Source organism: Acidobacteriota bacterium (assembly GCA_016703965.1).
In the GTDB taxonomy this organism is placed as follows: domain Bacteria; phylum Acidobacteriota; class Blastocatellia; order Pyrinomonadales; family Pyrinomonadaceae; genus OLB17.
On sequence record JADJBB010000021.1, the window covers coordinates 1138174 to 1157313 of the forward strand.

Sequence of the window (19140 nt, forward strand, 5' to 3'; positions counted from 1 at the left end):
CAGATCGTTCTCCAGGCTTGCTCGAATGAGCGGACCTGGATCGCAAACATTTATGAATAAGTATTTTCAGCCATTCTTGTTGGCATTTCTTTTAGGACTGGCGTCGATTGTATCGGCGAACGCTCAGAATGTCGCGGGAACGGTCAAGGATCAGAATGGCGACGTCGTTGCCGGTGCGATCGTTACGATGCGCAGTGCTCAAGCCCGAGTGAGCCGGACGACTGTCACTGATCGCTCCGGAGAATTTGCATTCTCGACTCTGCCCCCTGCAGATTATAGGCTGAGCATTATTGCAAACGGTTTTGCGATCGCCGAGCAGTCTCTTGCGGTCGCAGCTTCGGGGATCAGCGGCCTGGTTATTTCGCTTGAGGTCGGCGAGAGCCGCGTTTCGGTAACGGCTGAGATCGGCCAGCAGGCAAATGCCGCGGATATTCCGCAGGCGATCAATGTCATTGATCCCGAGGCGATCCTCGAGCGAGCGACTTCAGTTCTAGCGCAAGCGGGCGAAGAGGAAGCGGGGCTGAATTATCAGCGAACGAGCCCGACGATCGGTGCGATCGTTATTCGCGGCCTGACGGGTAAAAACGTGGTCAATTTCGTTGACGGCGTGCGGTACACAAATGGAGCACAGCGCGGCGGCATCAACACCTTTTTGAATCTCAATGAGCCGACCAATCTGCAATCGATAGAGGTGCTTCGCGGGCCGACTGGTGCACAATACGGTTCCGATTCGCTTGCGGGAACGGTCAATCTGGTCACCAAATCGCCAGGTTTCGGCACGGCAACACCGGAGTGGCACGGTGAATTCACCCCGGTTTTCAGCTCGGCTGACAAAGGTTACGGTTCGTCAGGATTGCTCAGCTACGGCACGCGCCGCTTTGGCGGGTATGTCAGCCTGGCCGGACGCAAGATCGGCGATGTTCGCACTGCCGGCGGCAATGATACTCACTCGGCTGTTCTCCGCTTTCTCGGCTTGCCGTCGACTACACTTTACGATCGCAGTCCGGGAACCGGCTTTAACCAATATGGCGGTGCGATCCGCATGAATTTTGCACCGCGTGACGACCAGCAGATCATATTCCACTATCAACGAAGCCAGCAGGACAACGGCAAGCGTTTTGATCAACTACTTGGCGGCGACGGCAATCTAATTGCCGATCTGCGAAATTTGATGCTTGATTTTGGCTATATCCGGTACGTAAAGCAGGGTTTTGCACCGTTCGATAATTTTTCGTTCACCGCGTCCTACAACAGCCAGCGCGAGGAACGCGTAAATCAAGGCGGCCAGGGAAACCCAAACGGCGACATTACGCACCAATACGAACGCACATCGACCTATGGTGCCAGCTTTTTTGTCGACAAGAAATGGGGCCGAAATACGATGCTGATCGGCGGAGATGCTTATGCCGAAAGGCTGAATTCGCCGGCATACATAGTTAACCCGGTGACTAATGTCGTCACGATCTCGCGTCCCCGCATACCGGATGAAGCGACTTTCGATTCACAGGGTATTTTCGTTCAGGATCAGTGGGAAGTCGTTCCTGACCGTTTTCGCGTCACGGGTGCCTTGCGTTACAGCGGGATGCACTATGACGTTAATTCAAAAGAATCGCCGATCGTTTCCGGCAAGCGTTTGTGGGCGGATGATGATCTTAAGACGGCGGACCTATCGGGCCGCATCGGTGCGGTCGTTCGGGCGTCGGATCATTTCCGGGTGGCGTTCAACGTTGCCCGTGGTTTTCGCTACCCGAGCATGACCGATCTCGGAACACTTGGGCTGACTGGAGACGGCTTTGAGGTAGATCATCTTTCAGCTTCAGAATTGGGCGGCACGATCGGAACAACCGCCAGTGCCTCGGCTATTTCGACCGGATTGCCGGTTGAAAAACAGCGTTCGGAAAAGAGCAACAGCTACGACCTCAGCTTCCGTTATCAGCATAAGCGGTTCGATACGGAATTGACGTTCTTCCGTCTCGATATCGTCGACGCGATCACTAAACAGGCTTTAATTCTGCCGCAGGGAGCGGTTGGTAAATCGCTCGGCGGCGAGTTGATCACGAGCCAAACCCCCAACGGCACTGTGTTTGTCGCTGCGTCCACCGCTCCGGTTCTCGTTCGTACCAATTTTACGGCAGCAAAGATCTGGGGCGTGGAATACGAAGCAGAAGCGAGACTACGCCGCGATCTGATCCTCAAAGGTAACTACACTTATATCAAAGCAGCCGACAAGGCCACTGGCCTGCCGCCAAACATCGAGGGCGGAACACCGCCGCCGACAGCGTTTGTCAGCCTTCGCTATAACCATTCGCGATTCTGGGTTGAAGGCTACTCAACGCTTGCCGACCGTCAGGATCGACTTTCGAGCCTTGACCTGTCGGATCGCCGAACTGCTGCTCCGCGTTCGCGGGCCCAAATCCAGAACTATTTCCGCCGCGGCGCGTGCGTCAACGGCCTGACCTCGCCGGGTACGACCGGATGTACGTCAGCCGGCGGAATTCTGCGTGCGACCAACGAGACTCAGCTTCAGGTGCAGAATCGCCTGCTGCCGATCGGAGCCACTATTAACGGCGTTCTGGTCGTCAACGACAACACGGTAGTGCCGCTTTACACGTATTTGCCTGGTTATGTGACCGCAAATATACGCGGCGGCATCACTATCAACGACAGGGCAGGATTCTTCTGGTCGGTTGAGAATATATTCGATCGAGCGTACCGAAATCCAAGCTGGGGAATAGATGGTACGGGACGGAGCTTTAACGCACAGTTTAGATACAGATTCTAAATTCCTCTGCTACACGGCTTTTGTGCCTACGGAAACGTTTATAGCGGCTTTTCCATTACGAGATTAATTCCAACAGAATCTCCGTATGGGAACTCCAGCGTTCCGGTCTGCACGAAGCCGTGCTTTTTATAGAAACTTTGCCCTCGCTGATTTTCTTCCCATACTCCCAGCCAGATGGACCCTGCGCCAAGTTCTTTGGCCGTCTTAATGCAGTGTTCCAGCAATATCTCGCCCAGTCCGGTGCCCCAAACACGTTCAAGCAGGTAGATCCGCTTTAACTCAACCGGATCTGGCGAAGTGATACTCGCGTGCGTCGAACCGGTTATGAGCTTCGCGTAGCCGACGGCTTTCCCATTACGCAGAACGATGTAAAAGCGGGATGCCGGATCGGCGATCTCTGCTTCGAGTACGGCGATCTCGAATGAATCGTGAATGTAGCCCGCCAGGTCACCCGGTTCATCCTGCTCGAAATACGCTTCGTAAAAGGTCGTCGAAGCGAGTACGGAGATCAGGACGGCATCGCCTTCGGCGGCGGTTCTAATGGTGATGTCTTGTTTCTGGTTATCCATGGCTAAAAACAAAAAAACAGCAAACCGCTTGATTTGCTGCCTTTCTTATAAGTGGTCGGGGCGAGAGGATTCGAACCTCCGACCTCACGGTCCCGAACCGTGCGCGCTACCAGACTGCGCTACGCCCCGTCGATCAATGTTTGAGTGTAGGTCACACGGGTGGTTTAGTCAAACGGAGTTCAAAGTTCCACCTTTAGGTGGGTATTCGCTGCGGTTATGCCAGCTAAAGCCGCGACTTCGAACGTGGTTTACGCGGCCGGTTTGTCATCCTCAACGACCTCAACTATCTCGTCCACTAAGTCAGGCCTTTTACCAAATTTATGTTTAAGAAACTCTATGATCGGCGGTAGCAGTGAAAGGACGACGACGACGATGACGACTTTTTCGATATGATCTTCGAGCTTGATGTTCAGGGCCCGTTCCACGACACCGCCGAGGAAGTAACCAGCAAGCACCATGCTGCCGATCCAAAGCAATCCGCCAAAGATGCTGTAGGGAAGGAATTGCCTGTACGGCATCTCGGCAGCACCAACTACGATCGGGGCGAACGTGCGTACGATCGGAACAAATCTCGCGAGGATCACCGTCTTGGGGCCGTATTTCTCGAAGAAGTGATGAGCTTTTTCAACCCGGCTTGGCTTGAAGACCCATGATTCTTCGCGGTTAAAGAGAGTTTTGCCCATTACCCGGCCGGTCCAGTAACCGGTGCTGTCGCCGATCACTGAACCGAGAAAGAAGGCCAGCATCACAAGCAAAACATTCAACTTGCCGGCAGCAGCGAAGAGGCCTGAAACGACAAGCAGCGAGTCGCCCGGCAGAAAGAAGCCGACCGCAAGCCCTGTCTCGGCGAAGATAATAAAAAACAAACCGAAATAGACGTACACGCCGAGCAGATTCAGCATATAGTCGATCAGGAATTTTGGATTGAGAAAATCTTTTAAGGTGTAAAGAAATTCGACGATTGAGTCCATAAAGAAGTTGTCGGTTGTCAGTTGTCAGAAAAACCAACGAGTGAAGACCAAAGGCTTATAGTTTAGCCATTCCAGCCAAATTCCCCAATTAGGGGGACAAAGGCGCACGGGCCGAAGTTCTCGACTGTCGAGCCTGTTTCAGTTCGCGTGACGCGGATGAGCATTTGCGATTTTCGATCTTCGCCGACCGGAATGACGAGTTTGCCGCCGACCTTGAGCTGCTTGACGAGCGGTTCAGGGATCTCCGGGCCGCCGGCGGCGACAAGTATCGCATCGTACGGCATATAGGCGTCCCAGCCGCTGGTGCCGTCGCCGGCTTTGAGCGTAAAGTTTCTGAATCCAAGCGTTTGCAATCGTTGGTTGGATTCGGCGGCGAGATTGTGCAGGCGTTCGATCGAAAAGACCTTGCGGGCGAGCGAAGCCAGGATCGCGGTCTGATAGCCGGAACCAGCGCCGATCTCGAGCACTTTTTCGGAACCAGTAAGTTCCAAAAGACTCGTCATTCGAGCGACGATATACGGCTGCGAGATAGTCTGGCCGCCGGCGATCGGGAGGGCGTTGTCGCGATATGCCTGTGATTTTATCGCTTCGGGAACGAAAAGGTGACGCGGTAAATTTGCCATGACCTCGAGAACGCGTTCATCCGCGATGTGGTATTCGTCGCGAAGTTTATCGACCATGCGAAGCCGCTGCATGGTCATCTCGTCAGTCAGATTTGGCCTCGAAGCCGCGTTCATTAGTTCGTGTTCCAGTATTGCAGAGTTTCAAGAGCTGCGTGGTTTGTCAGGTCGCTTCTCATCGGCGTGACGGAGACGTAGCCCTCATCGATCGCTTCAAAATCCGTTCCGCCCTCAGCGTGAAAGCCGTCGCGAAGCTCACCGATCCAATAATATTGCTTTCCGCGCGGATCTAGGTGTTCGGTAATGTGGGGCCGAGCATCTTTGAAGCCCTGTTTCGTAACGCGGATGCCCCTCGGAACGCCTTTTGGTACATTGACGTTGAGCAGAGTGCCTTTTGGAATTCCGTCAGCGAGAGCCTTTCGGGTGATCTCGGCGGCGATCTTCGCAGATTCGGTGAAATCCTGCTCGCGGTACACCACAAGACTGAATGCGAGCCCGGCGACACCAAGGATCGTCGCTTCCATCGCACCGGCGACGGTGCCTGAATAGGTTGCGTCGTCACCCAGATTTCCGCCATGATTGATACCTGAACAGCAAATGTGCGGTAATTCGTCCTTTGGCAGGATCTGATTTAGGGCGAGCGTGACGCAATCGGTTGGCGTCCCGTCAACCGTCCAATGCCGTGCCCCGCGATGCCTGATCCTTAATGGCCGCGAAAGGGTAAGGCTGTGCGAAGCTCCACTCATCTCAGATTCCGGAGCTACAACGTAAACGTCACCGACCTCGCTCAGAGCCGCCTCAAGAGCCAAAATGCCATCCGCATGATAGCCGTCGTCGTTGGTTAAAAGTATGCGTGGTCGGGTCATGAGAAGTTAAAAACTAAAAGTGAAAAGTTAATAGTGAAGAGCGAAAAAGCCAAAAGGTGAAAAAGAATGCACGTATGCCGTACTTTTTCACCTTTTAACTGATCACTTTTAGCTATTAACTATCTGTTGCCTTGTCCCATCGGCGGACGCGATGCTCCGGTGCCGGTGCCCGTACCGTTACCCATCGGACGCTGCTGACGGAAACGTCGGCGGTTACGCTTGCGGGCGTTTACCGATTTTAGCTTTGCCTTCTGACCCGGCGGGATGAAGTGAGCGTGCTTCTTGAGATCCTTGATGATCTCTTCGCTGATAACCTTTCTCTTGAACCTGCGTAATGCTGATTCGATAGATTCGTTATTGTTCACGTTAATATATGCCATTTATTTGCTCACCTCCTTTCGGCGAAAATTTTGCTGCCAGGAGCAAACAAGTATTAGACCGGATTGTGAGTGAAAATGCAAACTGGAGGCTTGCTCTCCGAAGGACTGGAGTGGCAAGCATCCCTGCTTGCCAACAGTTGCAAACTGCTTACGCGCCGCTGTTTCGACCAACTTGAGAAATAATCACCACCGTAACACCGAGGAACCCTCGGTGTGGCAAGCATGGATGCATGCAGCTCCAGTCAGAAGAATTCTCATTTTTCGGTCTTGGTCTTCACTTCCGGTTCTACTTTAGGAGCGGCCTTCTCGGGGCCGCGGGCGGTTTTTAGTTTTTCGATCACTCGCTCGGCCATTGGGGGTGCACCGATGTTGCCGTCGAGGATGACTACACTTCCCGTGGCGACGATCGTGCCGAGGCGTTGGCTGTATATCTTGAATGTGTACTTCCACGTCAGCAAGACATGATCTATCTCAAGTACGAGATCGGCGAGATCTCGTTCGTCAACGAACGACAGGCCCCATTCGGGTATCTCTTTGCGTTTGTTCAGCTCGTTGACAAGCTGATCGGACTTGAACGATACGGTTCCACTGGTGACATATATCGTCTTTGACAGGGCGAGGATCTCTGGAACCGTCGCCGGTTTGACGACCGCGGAGCCCGGGCCCTTGGCCGTTAATGGTGTGACACCGCGTTGAGGCACGAGAACCGAACTTTGCGGGATCGTGTATGGCGTTGGAGCCGGTGCCGCCGGGTAAGTCGACGTGGACACAGCGGTCGTCCCCACATTATTGACCGGCACAGAGCGGATCATCCCGATAATGCTTGAGAGCGGAACGGCGATGTTCCCGCCTTTTACGTCCGGTGTCGTCGTGACAATCCCCAGCGAACGTCCAAATCCATCGAGCAGAAGCCCGCCCGCAGGATTAACGCCGTCGATCGAACCAAATTGCAGCAGCCGATAGCCTTTGCCCGCTCCCTGCACGGAATCGGCCATCTGGACGGAATTCAGCATGAGATCGGCCTTAACAACGGACTGCCCGGTTGGACTCGCGACGACAAACATTTTTGAGCCAACCTGTGACTCTTCGGTCGTGCCGCTCGGGATGTAGCTCAAACCAACTGCATTGATACGGAGAATAGCGATGTTTCGCCGCTCGTCCGTCGAGACTATCTCGGCCTTGTCATACGTCTCGCCATTGCGAAGCCGCACCTGTATCTCGCGTGATCCGCGAACGAGGCTAAAGGGCACCAAAATATATCCATCCGAGCGGACGATCAGCCCCGACCCGACCGCATTCGACTGCCCGTCAGCCGCCAGCTGAATCGTCACCACCGCATTCAGCGAACTCTCAGCCACGTGATCCGCTGTCACTGCGATCTGCGCAAACGATAGCTCCGCTGAAAGCCCAAAAACAAATAACAATGCAAACGCCAAAACGCCGAGTTTCCTGATCATATATTTTATCCGCCAAACGATGCTGGTTGCGAGAGTGAAATCAACTCTTTCCGATAGTAATACTGTTTGACGTGTGGCAAGCGCGTTAGGTTGTTTGGAAACAGCCAGCGGTCTCTTTTCGTATTAGAACCCTGCACCAAAATTGAAGTCGCCGGGCGATATTGTTTTTATTTTTCGGCGCAAATAGGATAGACTTCGGTTGTTCCAATTTGCTCAACTATGCTCTTCCTGTCGCAATCGGCGTGCGTTTATGGTATCGATGCGTTGATCGTCGATATCGAGGTGAATCTGCAGCCGGTTAAGAATGAGGGCGATGTTATCCCGCCTTTCTCTATCGTTGGTCTTCCGGATACGGCCATCCGCGAGTCGAAAGAACGTGTACGGGCGGCGATAACCAACAGCAAGTACTTTTTTCCTTTTCACAAGACAACGATCAATCTCGCTCCGGCCGATGTTAAGAAAGAAGGAGCGGCCTTCGATCTTCCGATGGCTTTGGGAATACTCGGGGCGAACGGCGATCTGGCGATCGAGAGCGTTGAGGGCATTTTGAGTGTCGGGGAGCTCTCTCTCGATGGACGTGTTCGTCCCGTTCGCGGGGCTTTATCAATAACGCTGAAGGCTCGTGAGGCGGGCATTAAACATATATTTCTGCCGGAGGAAAACGCTCCTGAGGCGGCGGTTGTCAGCGGTATCAATGTCTATCCTATAAAAGACCTGCGAATGGCCGCGGATCTTTCTCACGATCTGATGACGGGAAAACCCACGCGGATACAGCCGTTGAAACTCGACCTCTCTGAATTAAAATCGCGTGAGAATAAATACGCCGCTGATTTTAATGAGGTCCGAGGCCAGCAGTCAGCGAAGCGGGCATTGGAAATTGCCAGTGCGGGTGGACATAACATCCTGTTCATCGGCCCGCCGGGATCGGGCAAGACGATGCTCGCGAAGCGTTTGCCGACGATATTGCCGCCGCTGGAATTCGAAGAGGCGATCGAGATCACGAAGATCCATTCGGTGGCGGGACTTACCGGAAAATCGGGCTTGATAGTCGAACGGCCGTTCAAATCGCCGCATCACACGGTTTCGCAGGCCGGGCTGATCGGAGGAGGCTCTATACCGAAACCTGGCGACGTTTCGCTGGCTCACCTCGGCGTTTTGTTTCTCGACGAGCTGCCCGAATTTGACCGCAGCGTCCTCGAAGTCCTACGACAGCCGATGGAAGACAAGACGGTGACGATCTCGCGGGCGGCGACTTCGCTCACATTTCCTTCGAATTTCACGCTTGTGGCGTCGATGAATCCTTGCCCGTGTGGGTATTTCGGGTCTTCGCGCGAATGCAAATGTTCGCCGATGCAGATCCAGCGTTACGTTGGCAAGATCTCCGGGCCGCTGATGGACAGGATCGACATTCATATCGATGTTCCGGCGGTGAAGTTCAACGAGCTTCGCGGAAAAAATGTCGAGGAATGCGACAGTTCGGCGACGATCAGGGAACGTGTGAACGCGGCGCGCGAGATCCAGATCGCAAGGCTCGGTGGCGATGGCGTTTATTCAAATTCCGCAATGTCACCAAAACAGATCCGCAAGTTTTGCGAACTCGATGCTCAGAGCGAAGAGTTATTAGAGCGAGCGATGTCACGGCAAGGGCTCTCGGCACGTGCTCACGACCGAATTCTAAAGGTCTCACGCACGATCGCCGATCTCGAGGGCAGCGAAAACATCCAGCCCGGGCATATCAGTGAGGCGATAAATTATCGTTCGCTCGATCGGAATTATTGGGCGTGATTGGAGAAATCTAAACAACGGATTGACGCGGATCAACACGGAAATCAAAATCCATTAAAAAACTCATTATTTAGGAGAAATCTTGTCCTAATGCGTGCTAATCTGCGTTGATCCGTTGTTTAATTAGACTATGGCCAAACCGATTCTAGAGATGCAGGGTATCGGCAAACGCTTTCCGGGCGTGATCGCGCTTGGGGGCGTTGATTTTTCGGTTCGCCCGGGCGAGGTTGTGGCTTTGGCGGGCGAGAACGGTGCGGGCAAATCGACGCTGATGAAGATCCTTGGCGGTGTTTATCAGCCCGACGACGGGAAGATATTTGTTGATGGTAAAGAGGTTGCGATCAGGTCGGTTTCGGATGCGAGCCTGCATGGTATCGGCTTCGTACATCAGGAATTGAACGTACTCGACAACCTCACCGCCGCCGAAAACGTCTATCTCGGCCGCGAGCCGAAGCAGTTTGGATTTCTGGTCGACCGCGCAAAACTCAATGCCGATGCCGAGGTTTTTCTGAAGCGTCTCGGCCTCGACATCCCCGGCAAAACGCCATTACGCGAACTCTCCATCGCCCAGCAGCAAATGGTCGAATTGGCGAAAGCCCTATCGCTCAACGCCCGAATCCTGATCATGGACGAGCCGACCTCGAGCCTTACACTAACCGAGACAGAGCGGCTGCTTGAAGTGATCAAAGACCTGCGAAACCAGGGCGTCAGCATTATTTACATCTCGCACCGTCTGGGTGAAATAAAGGAGATCGCCGACCGCGTGGTCGTTCTGCGAGACGGCAAAAACGCCGGTGTTCTGGAACGCGATGAGATCAGCCACGACGCCATCGTCAAAATGATGGTCGGGCGCGACATCGAAAGGCACAATCGCGCGCAAAACTCGAACGAGACGAGCGAATCGATCAGTGTCAAAAACCTCAGAACGCGGCGTTATCCTAATAACGCGATCTCGTTCGAGGTGAGGAAAGGCGAGATCTTAGGATTTGCGGGTTTGGTTGGGGCTGGGCGTTCGGATGCGGCACAGGCGATATTTGGGGTGGATGTTCCGGTTTCGGGTACGGTGCATATCGACGACAAGGTGATTCGCATTTCGTCGGCGAATGATGCTATTCGGAATGGTATTTTTCTGATCCCGGAGGATCGTCGTAATTCGGGGCTGATATTGGATATTCCAATTCGCGAGAATATCACGCTGCCCGCGCTATCGCGGTATTCGTCGAGCGGATTGGTGAGCAAGGCGGCGGAAACAACCAAGGCAAAAGAGATGTGTGAGCGGCTGAACGTGAAGGCTCCGTCGGTCGAATCAAAAGCCGCGAACCTAAGCGGCGGAAACCAGCAAAAGGTTGTACTGGCGAAATGGCTGTCGCTCGAGCCGAAGCTCTTAATATTCGACGAGCCGACTCGCGGCATCGACGTCGGAGCTAAATCCGAGATCTATCAACTAATGCGTGACCTCGCCAAAAGCGGCGTTGCGATCGTCATGATCTCAAGCGATATGGAAGAGGTCATCGGCGAAAGTGACCGGGTTGCCGTCATGCACGAAGGCTCGATCACCGGAATTCTCGATCGCGAAGATGCGAGTGAAGAAGCGATAATGCGACTTGCCGTTGGGCATGCGTAGGACTGGAGCGGCAAGCACCCTTGCTTGCCACGCTGCGGCCTCCGCAATCTAAATCTTTAAGCTAAATTGTTCTGCGATCCAATTTAGTGGGTATTCACCGCTGGCAAGCAGGGGTGCTTGCCGCTCCAGTCATTGAAAAGAGATGAGAAAAGAACTAGGAACATTTGTACTGCTTGTCGTGCTTTGTATTGTGCTCGCGATCTTGAATCCGAGTTTTATATCGGGTGTGAATTTGCAGAATCTGGCCCGGCTGATCGGGATCTACGGTATTTTCAGTATCGGACTCGGCCTTGTGGTCATCACGGGCGGTATTGACCTGTCGGTCGGTTCGGTGTTCGCGTTGCTCGGCGTTCTGCTCTCTATCTTTCTCGTCGAATGGCATCTGCCGGCGATCGCGGCGGTACTTCTGGTGATCGCGATCACGACTATGCTTGGTGTTTTCAACGGTTTTCTCATTACTAAGGTCAAAATTCAGCCGTTCATCGTGACGCTCTGCGGACTCCTGTTTTATCGCGGACTCGCGAGATTTGTCGCGAGCGACGAGACGAAGGGGTTTGGCGCCGCGAGCGGATTTGAAACGCTGCAGAGTATGGCGACCGGTAGCGTTTTTGGGGTTCCGACGCCGTTCATAATTCTTATCGGCATCAGTATTGTTGCGTGGGTCGTGCTGCACAGGTCGATATTTGGCCGCTATCTGTTTGCTGTCGGGCGAAATGAGACAGCGGCGAGATATTCGGGAATTAATTCGAACATGGTGGTCGCGAGTGCATATATCCTGTGTGCATTTCTGACGTCGATCGCCGGTATCTTGCTCGCGTTCTACACGAACTCGGTCTCACCGTCGTCGCACGGTAACTTCTACGAGCTTTATGGAATTGCCGCGGCGGTCCTTGGCGGCTGTAGCTTGCGTGGCGGCGAAGGCTCGATCATCGGAATTCTGATCGGCACAGCTTTGCTGCAAGTGCTGCAAAACCTGGTCAATCTGTTGGGCATCCCGAGTTCGCTAAATTTCGCCGTGATGGGCGCGGTTATTTTGATCGGTGTGGTTACGGATCAGCTTTTGAGACAGCGGCAAGCGGCACGTATCGCGACGTAGTCCAGTGGGCGACGCTCAATAGAACGCGGATGAAACGGTTACGACGGATTTACGCGGATCCACCCGAAAGTTTTTTCATTCGTATCCGTGTTGATCCGCCCGATCCGATTTATCTGTGTTCCATTTCTTATTGCCCTGTTCGAGGCTCTGTTTAATGGTAGAAAAAGCCAAAACTGGAATTTGGGAAGAGCGTTGGCATCCGCTTCGGGAAGAATGGGTGATCGTCGCGGCTCATCGGCAGAACCGGCCGTGGAGCGGTGAGATGCTTGAGGGCCGCGAGAAGCATACTCCGGAATACGTCGAAAATTGCTATCTGTGCCCCAGAAACGAGCGTGTCGGCGGCGTTCATAATGACGATTATAAGGGTGTATTTGTATTCGATAACGACCTGCCAAGCGTCGGCCAAAATGCTCCGATGGAGCCGGACAAGCCGGTTGGCATTTATAAAAATCGCCCTGCGAACGGCCTTGCTCGTGTGATCTGTTATAGCCCGAATCACGGCCTTTCGCTCGCTGAGATGGACAAGACTGCGGTTGAAGAAGTTATCGCTGCTTGGCAGCGGGAATACCGCGATCTTGGCAGCCGCAACGAGATCGATCATGTTCTGATATTCGAGAATAAGGGCGAAGCGGTCGGCGTTTCCAATCCACATCCGCACGGGCAGATATACGGAACGAATTTTGTATTTAAGACGATCGATACTGAAGCGAAAGCTGCCGATCGACATCTCAAGGAAACCGGCCGCGTGCTTTTTGCTGATATCATAGACTCTGAACAAAAAGACGGACGACGCGTGATATTTGAGAATGAAACGGCGATCGGTTTTCTGCCGTATTTTGCTCGCTATGCATACGAGGTTTACGTCGCCCCGAAACGGCCATGCCGCAGTGTTGCGGAACTTAACGAACGCGAAGTCGCGGATTTTGCGGAGGCGTTGAAAGCGGTGTTGGTTCGTTACGACAACCTCTGGAAAATGCCATTTCCCTATGTTATGCCGCTGCATAATGCCCCAACCGACGGCGGCGATCATCGTGGATTTCATTTTCATATCGAATTTCATCCACCGCTGCGAAAGCCAAATTTACTCAAATATCTTGCCGGCCCTGAGATCGGCGGAGGTAATTTTTTGAGCGACACTTCACCCGAGGAAAAGGCGGCTGAGCTTCGTGCGTTGCCGGCAGTTCATTACAAAGCTAGTTAATCGGTTAAATATGGAGCTCGGCGATTTCTTGCCAATACTAAAGCGGCTGCACGAACGGATCCGGACCGTCGTCGTTGACGCTTGTGAGCAAACGGCCATCGAAAGCATGGCCGCTGTCGCTCGTGAGGAAGAAGGCGACACGATCTATGCCGTCGATCAGGTCAGCGAGGAGTTGATCGTCGAGTTCATCGAAAAAGAGATAGCGTCGAAAACGCCGGTTGTTCTAATCGCTGAAGGTTTGGAAACAGGTGAAATCATTTTGCCTCACGGAGCGGCAGAATCCGATGCGAAATGGCGAATAATCGTTGATCCGATCGACGGAACACGCGGTTTGATGTTCCAAAAGCGCAGTGGGTGGATATTGACCGGGGTCGCCCCAAACAAAGGCGAGGAAACGAATCTCGCCGACATCGAATTTGCGATACAGACCGAAATTCCGCTCGTAAAACAGTACCTTTCCGACACGATATGGGCATTTCGTGGGCAAGGTGCAAACGCAGAGCGATTCAACAGGATCAGCGGTGAGACGAGCGAAGTGACGCTTAAACCGTCGGTAAATAGATCGATCGCTCATGGTTTCGCTACGATCTCTCGATTCATTCCTGGTGTCGGTGTTGAGGCGACGGAGATTTACGAGAATGTGGTAAGGGCGGCACTCGGCGAGGTCCAGCCCGGTAAAGCTCAGTGCTTTGAAGATCAATACATCTCGACCGGCGGCCAGATTTATGAGCTCATGGCGGGACACGACCGGTTCGTTGCCGATCTGCGACCATTGTTCGAAAAAGAAGGCATGAATCTAGGGCTTTGCTGCCATCCGTACGATCTGTGTACTGAGTTGATCGCCTGTGAACTTGGCGTGATCGTCACCGATGAACGTGGAGAGTCCCTGCGGGCTAGACTCGCGGTTGAACCGGATGTCGCCTGGGTTGGCTATGCGAATGAAGGCATTCGTGTGCAGATCGAGAAACATTTGCAGGCGGAAATTGATAGATGTTGACGACTACTGCAAAAATTGAACGCTCGACCGATCTCGAAGCCTTTATCGAAACGCTGAAGGCGAATCGAGCGTTTTTCGATTTCGGAAATGAGGTCGTCATCTCCCGTTCTCCGGGAAGGCTCGATGTGATGGGCGGCATTGCGGACTATTCGGGTTCGAAGGTTCTTGAAATGCCCATAGCCGAGGCAGCGTTTGCGGGAATTCAAAAAATTGATGAGCCTTTCGTGCGGATCAGGAGCCTCGGCAGCGATACGACGCGAACACACGAATTTCAGATGCCGCTCGGCGATCTAATTTCGAACGGCGAGTGCATCGAATACGCCGCGGCGAGAGAGTATTTTCGCCGCGAGCCGTCGGATAGTTGGGCCGCTTATATTGCGGGTGCGTTCGTGGTGCTGATGCGGGAAAAAGGTTTGGGTTTTCGCGGCGGACTGAGCATCTTGCTCGATTCAAAAGTACCTGAGGGAAAGGGTGTTAGCTCATCGGCAGCGATCGAGGTTGTGTCGATGACGGCGATCGCGGCGGCATTTGATCTGGAGATCGACGCACGCGAACTCGCTATACTCTGTCAGAAGGTAGAGAATCTGGTTGTCGGGGCACCGTGCGGTATCATGGATCAAATGACCTCGGCGGCGGGAGAAGCGGGAAGGTTTTTGTCGATGGTTTGCCAGCCGGCGGAGGTTGGCGAAAGTGTCGCGATACCTGACGGCATCGAGTTTTGGGGCATTGATTCGGGCATTCGACATTCGGTCAGCGGCGGTGATTACGGATCGGTGCGGACCGGGGCTTTCATGGGCTACCGTATGATCGCAGAAGCCGCAGGCCTTGCAGTAAGGCAAGTTGCCGATGGCGTCGTTGAGATCAATGACCCAGAATGGCACGGATATTTGGCAAATATCACGCCGACAGAATTTGAAAGAAGATTTGCGACCAAGCTGCCGCGAGCGATGACCGGAAAAGAGTTTCTGACTAAATTTCACGGTATTACGGATACGGTGACGAGAGTCTTACCCGAGAAAACATATTCCGTATTTTGTCCGACGAAGCATCCGGTTTACGAGAATTCGCGTGTGCAGGAATTTGCCAAGCTGCTCACATCAGCCGAGCCTGATCTCGAAAAACTTGGCGAACTGATGTACGCGTCGCACGACAGTTATTCGTCTTGCGGACTTGGAACCGAGGGCACTGACCTCCTCGTCGAACTCGTTCGCGAATCACCGAACCTGTTCGGAGCGAAGATAACCGGCGGCGGCAGCGGCGGAACGGTAGCCGTACTCGGCCGGAAAGGCGCTGATCCTGAGGTGAAATGGGTCGCCGATGAATACGAAGAGCAAACCGGGCATCAGCCGCATATTTTCGCGGGTTCATCGACGGGAGCGGCTGGGTTTGGGCACGTTAAGTTTAGTTTTGGGAGCAATACCTGATGTCGGTTTTAGTTACAGGCGGTGCAGGGTATATTGGCAGTGCAACGGTTGAATTACTCCGTTCGCTGGGCCGCGATGTGGTCGTGCTCGACAATCTCGTTTACGGCCACCGCGAGGCGGTCGAGGCGGACGTGCCGTTTTATCAGGGCGATGTCGGCGACAGAGAACTCGTAAAAAAGATCGTCAGTGAGCACGAAGTTGATGCATGTGTGCATTTCGCAGCATATGCTTATGTTGGCGAATCTGTGACGGATCCGGCTAAGTATTTTGGCAACAATACCCTGCGAACCAATGATCTTCTTAATACGCTGATCGAATGCGATGTCAAAAAGTTCGTCTTCTCATCAACCTGTGCGACGTACGGCGATCCGGTTAGAATCCCGATCGATGAGACACATCCGCAAAAGCCTGTAAATCCGTACGGCTGGTCGAAATTTATGACCGAGCGGATATTGGAATCTTACGATACAGCCTACGGACTGAAGTTCGTTGCCTTGAGATACTTTAACGCGTCGGGGGCGACGAGCCAATGCGGCGAACATCACGAACCGGAAACGCATTTGATACCGAACGTCCTGAACGCCGCTGATGGCACGCTGCCTTTTGTCTCGGTCTTTGGCACCGATTACGCGACGCCTGACGGGACTTGTGTTAGAGACTATATTCACGTGTCTGACCTTGGCGATGCACACATTAAAGCGTTGGATCTTCTGAGCGATGGCGGCGGATCGACTCACATCAATCTTGGGAACGGCGTTGGCTTTTCCGTTCTGGAAGTCATAGAGGCGGCGAGAAAAGTTACCGGAAACGCGATCGAAGCCCGAATGGAACCGCGAAGAGCGGGCGATCCGTCACATTTGATCGCGGATTCGACGAAAGCGGTAGAAGTGCTCGGCTGGAAGCCGGGGTACACTGATATTGAAAGCATCATCAAAACTGCATGGGACTGGAAAACTGTCCACCCGAACGGCTACGAATAAGAAGGGAATTATGACAAACAATTATCTACCAAAACCGGAAGACAAATTTACATTCGGCCTATGGACGGTCGGCAATCGCGGGGCTGACCCGTTCGGGACGCAGGTGAGGAGAAAACTGTCACCCGTCGAGATCGTCCACATGCTCGCCGAGGTTGGTGCCTACGGCGTGAATTTTCACGACAACGATCTTGTCCCGATCGACGCGACCCCGGCGGAACGCGACCAGATCGTGAGCGATTTTAGGAAAGCGTGCAGCGATACTGGCCTCAAAGTACCGATGGCGACCGTGAATTTATTTTACGAGCCGGTCTTTCGCGACGGTGCATTCACCGCGAATGACGCTAAAGTGCGCCACTACGCGATCCAAAAAACGATGCGAGCGATGGAACTCGGTGCCGAATTTGGTGCCGAGACCTTTGTTCTGTGGGGCGGCCGCGAGGGTTCGGAAACCGATGCCTGCCGGCGTCCGGACGTAGCGATAAAGCGGCTTCGCGAGGCACTGAATTATCTTTGTGAATTCAACATTTCCCAAAAGCTTGGCTATAAGTTTGCGATGGAGGCAAAACCCAACGAGCCGCGTGCCGATATTTACATGCCGACGACCGGAGCGTATTTGGCATTTATCGAAACGCTTGAGCATAAGGAAATGGTCGGCGTAAATCCGGAAGTTGCCCACGAACACATGTCGGGGCTGAATTTTACCCACGCGGTTGCTCAGGCGTGGGAAGCCGGGAAACTATTCCACATCGATCTTAACGACCAGATCGGCGGCCGCTACGATCAGGATCTGCGCTTTGGTTCGGTTACGCCAAAAGCGGCTTTTTGGCTGGTGAAGTTTCTCGAGGATGTTGGTTACCCGGGCATGCGGCATTTTGATGCTCATGCTTATCGAACCGAGGATTACGACGGCGTTAAGGATTTTGCCGCCGGCTGCATGCGGACGTATCTCATCCTGAAGGAAAAGGCTGTTCGCTGGAACAATGATGCCGAGATTCAGGCAATCCTCGCGGAGATCGAGGAGACAAATAAGAATGACGGGCTAGGCGGCTTTGACAGCCTGCTCGCGACAGAGTTTGACCGTCATCAGCTAGCGTCGAAAGGGCTGCAATACGAACGGCTCGATCAGTTGACCATGGATATTCTGTTCGGCGTTCGGTAGTTCGCTTTGTTGCGATTGCGCCATCGTCGCGGTTTCTGATAGAATTCTGCAACTTCATAGTTAACCGTTTATCCAACGCTTTTTACGGGCGTGACGAGAACCAAATACTAAGCTTGAGGATACGCAAAATGAAAAGTTTTAGGGTCGTTTTGTTGTCGATGATCATTGCACTGGTATGCTCTTCGACGATCATTTATGGTCAGAGTGAGTATTTTGGCAACTGGCCTGTGGGTTCTTCGCCAAAAGAACTAGGGAAGCGGCTTGCGGAGAACTGGGCGAAGCGCGGTTTCGAATTCGAGACCGGCAAGCGACAGTTCCTTATTTATCCGGAAGTCTGCGCATGGTACGGAGCTCTGAATGTCGCTGAATATACGAAAGACAAAGATCTGCAAGCGAGGTTGAAGACCAAATTCGATCGTTTCCTAACTGCGGACGGTGCGAAAAACATCTCGCCGGCCGAGCATGTCGATTATCGCGTTATCGGTATCGTACCGCTCGAGATATTCCAGCAGACGAAAGAGAAGCGGTATCTGGATTTCGGGAAAGATCTAGCCGACAAACAGTGGATGAAACCGACTCCGGATGGCATTACGCACGAGGCTCGTTACTGGATCGACGATATGTACATGATCACTGCCGTGCAGATGCAGGCGTATCGTTCGACCAAAGACAAGGTCTACTTAGAACGTGCGGCAAAGACTATGGTCGCCTACCTCGACAAACTGCAGCAGCCGAACGGCCTTTTCTTTCACGCGCCTGATTCGCAGTATTACTGGGGACGCGGCAATGGTTGGCAGGCAGCAGGAATGACGGAACTTTTGCTCGAATTGCCAAAGAACCACCCGCTCAGGCCCCGTATCGTCAAAGGATACGATCTGATGATGAACTCGCTTCTTCAATACCAGGCCGAGGACGGACTGTGGCGTCAGCTTCTCGATATGCCGAAATCCTGGGTTGAAACGTCGGGAACGGGCATGTTTGCATTCGCGTTTGTCACTGGCGTAAAGAAAGGCTGGCTTGATAAAAAGAAATTTGGTCCCGCCGCCCGAAAAGCATGGATCGGTCTCGCCAAACATATCAATGCCGATGGCAACGTGACCGATGTCTGCGTCGGGACGAACAAGGGATTTTCCGTCGAGTATTACATGGATCGGGCACGCGCGACCGGCGATCTTCACGGACAGGCTGCAGCTCTCTGGAGTGCAATGGCCCTCCTCAGATAGAATGTT

At 53.3% G+C, this 19140-nt stretch carries 16 protein-coding genes and 1 tRNA gene; 10 read left to right on the plus strand and 7 right to left on the minus strand.

What is annotated here, in order from left to right; all coding sequences use genetic code 11:
* The first annotated feature begins 52 nt into the window (after positions 1 to 52).
* A complete protein-coding gene (locus IPG22_12525; protein MBK6589111.1) occupies positions 53 to 2782 on the plus strand; it encodes a TonB-dependent receptor in 2730 nt (909 codons plus the stop codon).
* Between the two features lie 38 nt (positions 2783 to 2820).
* Here IPG22_12525 and IPG22_12530 read toward each other — a convergent pair whose 3' ends face one another.
* The 7 genes from IPG22_12530 to IPG22_12560 all read right to left on the minus strand — a co-directional run bounded on the left by IPG22_12530 (position 2821) and on the right by IPG22_12560 (position 7645).
* Positions 2821 to 3351, minus strand: a complete 531-nt coding sequence (locus IPG22_12530) for a GNAT family N-acetyltransferase (protein ID MBK6589112.1) — start codon at positions 3349 to 3351, stop codon at positions 2821 to 2823.
* A 52-nt stretch (positions 3352 to 3403) separates the two neighbouring features.
* Positions 3404 to 3480 (minus strand) — tRNA-Pro (locus IPG22_12535).
* A 119-nt stretch (positions 3481 to 3599) separates the two neighbouring features.
* Positions 3600 to 4322, minus strand: coding sequence for a VTT domain-containing protein (locus IPG22_12540; protein ID MBK6589113.1), 723 nt, complete (start codon positions 4320 to 4322; stop codon positions 3600 to 3602).
* A gap of 62 nt (positions 4323 to 4384) precedes the next feature.
* Positions 4385 to 5023 (minus strand): protein-L-isoaspartate(D-aspartate) O-methyltransferase, encoded by a 639-nt coding sequence (locus IPG22_12545; protein ID MBK6589114.1) that lies wholly within the window; start codon positions 5021 to 5023, stop codon positions 4385 to 4387.
* Between the two features lie 35 nt (positions 5024 to 5058).
* Entirely contained in the window at positions 5059 to 5808 is a 750-nt protein-coding gene (gene surE, locus IPG22_12550; GenBank protein ID MBK6589115.1) for a 5'/3'-nucleotidase SurE, read from the minus strand.
* 119 nt (positions 5809 to 5927) lie between these two features.
* Complete coding sequence (locus IPG22_12555; GenBank protein ID MBK6589116.1) at positions 5928 to 6188, minus strand: 30S ribosomal protein S21; 261 nt, start codon at positions 6186 to 6188, stop codon at positions 5928 to 5930.
* Between the two features lie 254 nt (positions 6189 to 6442).
* Positions 6443 to 7645, minus strand: coding sequence for a trypsin-like peptidase domain-containing protein (locus tag IPG22_12560; GenBank protein ID MBK6589117.1), 1203 nt, complete (start codon positions 7643 to 7645; stop codon positions 6443 to 6445).
* Positions 7646 to 7864: 219 nt separating this feature from the next.
* Between IPG22_12560 and IPG22_12565 the strand changes: the two genes are divergently transcribed.
* The 9 genes from IPG22_12565 to IPG22_12605 all read left to right on the plus strand — a co-directional run bounded on the left by IPG22_12565 (position 7865) and on the right by IPG22_12605 (position 19134).
* Entirely contained in the window at positions 7865 to 9430 is a 1566-nt protein-coding gene (locus IPG22_12565; GenBank protein ID MBK6589118.1) for a YifB family Mg chelatase-like AAA ATPase, read from the plus strand.
* Between the two features lie 130 nt (positions 9431 to 9560).
* Positions 9561 to 11054 carry a sugar ABC transporter ATP-binding protein gene (locus tag IPG22_12570; protein ID MBK6589119.1) on the plus strand — a complete coding sequence of 498 codons (1494 nt, stop codon included), beginning with the start codon at positions 9561 to 9563 and terminating at the stop codon, positions 11052 to 11054.
* A gap of 142 nt (positions 11055 to 11196) precedes the next feature.
* Positions 11197 to 12150 carry an ABC transporter permease gene (locus tag IPG22_12575; protein ID MBK6589120.1) on the plus strand — a complete coding sequence of 318 codons (954 nt, stop codon included), beginning with the start codon at positions 11197 to 11199 and terminating at the stop codon, positions 12148 to 12150.
* A gap of 154 nt (positions 12151 to 12304) precedes the next feature.
* On the plus strand, positions 12305 to 13351 hold the full coding sequence (galT, locus tag IPG22_12580) for a galactose-1-phosphate uridylyltransferase (protein ID MBK6589121.1): 1047 nt from the start codon (positions 12305 to 12307) through the stop codon (positions 13349 to 13351).
* 10 nt (positions 13352 to 13361) lie between these two features.
* A complete protein-coding gene (locus tag IPG22_12585) occupies positions 13362 to 14348 on the plus strand; it encodes an inositol monophosphatase (GenBank protein MBK6589122.1) in 987 nt (328 codons plus the stop codon).
* Positions 14342 to 15772 carry a GHMP kinase gene (locus IPG22_12590; protein ID MBK6589123.1) on the plus strand — a complete coding sequence of 477 codons (1431 nt, stop codon included), beginning with the start codon at positions 14342 to 14344 and terminating at the stop codon, positions 15770 to 15772. Before IPG22_12585 ends, IPG22_12590 begins: the two co-directional genes overlap by 7 nt.
* Positions 15772 to 16752: a UDP-glucose 4-epimerase GalE gene (galE, locus tag IPG22_12595; protein ID MBK6589124.1), complete on the plus strand. Its 981-nt coding sequence runs from the start codon at positions 15772 to 15774 to the stop codon at positions 16750 to 16752. The genes IPG22_12590 and galE overlap by 1 nt, the downstream gene beginning before the upstream one ends.
* Before the next feature lie 10 nt (positions 16753 to 16762).
* Complete coding sequence (locus IPG22_12600) at positions 16763 to 17911, plus strand: xylose isomerase (GenBank protein MBK6589125.1); 1149 nt, start codon at positions 16763 to 16765, stop codon at positions 17909 to 17911.
* A gap of 128 nt (positions 17912 to 18039) precedes the next feature.
* Positions 18040 to 19134: a glycoside hydrolase family 88 protein gene (locus IPG22_12605; GenBank protein ID MBK6589126.1), complete on the plus strand. Its 1095-nt coding sequence runs from the start codon at positions 18040 to 18042 to the stop codon at positions 19132 to 19134.
* Positions 19135 to 19140 lie beyond the last annotated feature (6 nt).